Annotated in this window: 1 pseudogene; it reads left to right on the top strand. The window is 59.2% G+C overall.

From position 1 onward, the window contains the following. Window positions 1–353, top strand: a pseudogene (locus EN857_RS35090) (hypothetical protein); the annotation flags it as partial.

Here is a 353-nt window from a genome sequence, read left to right as displayed (position 1 = left end):
CCGCAATCGGCACTTCCGGAAAGGACTACCTGACCAACGTCAAGGAAGACATCTGCGGGCTCGGAGTCGCTTTGGTCGACGCCGTCAAGGAAGGCAACCCCGAGGCCAAGAATGTCGTGGAGCTCGGTGGCACGCCGGGCAATACACTATCATCGACCTGGCAGGGCTGCGCGGACCCGGAAACCGAAAAGAAGGGTCTGAAAGTCCTTACCAAGCTGGATACCAACTGGACCCAGGAAGGCACTTTCTCGGCCGGCTCGGCTGCCTTGGCGCAAAATGGGAACGTCGACGGCTGGATGTACGAATATGCAGATTGTTTCCGTGGCGCTATTCGAGCCTATCAGGCGGCTGGC

It is taken from the genome of Mesorhizobium sp. M4B.F.Ca.ET.214.01.1.1 (genome assembly GCF_004791545.1).
Taxonomy (GTDB): Bacteria; Pseudomonadota; Alphaproteobacteria; order Rhizobiales; family Rhizobiaceae; genus Mesorhizobium; species Mesorhizobium abyssinicae.
Note: the sequence above shows the minus strand (reverse complement) of the source record. Positions and strands in the feature narration are given on the sequence as shown.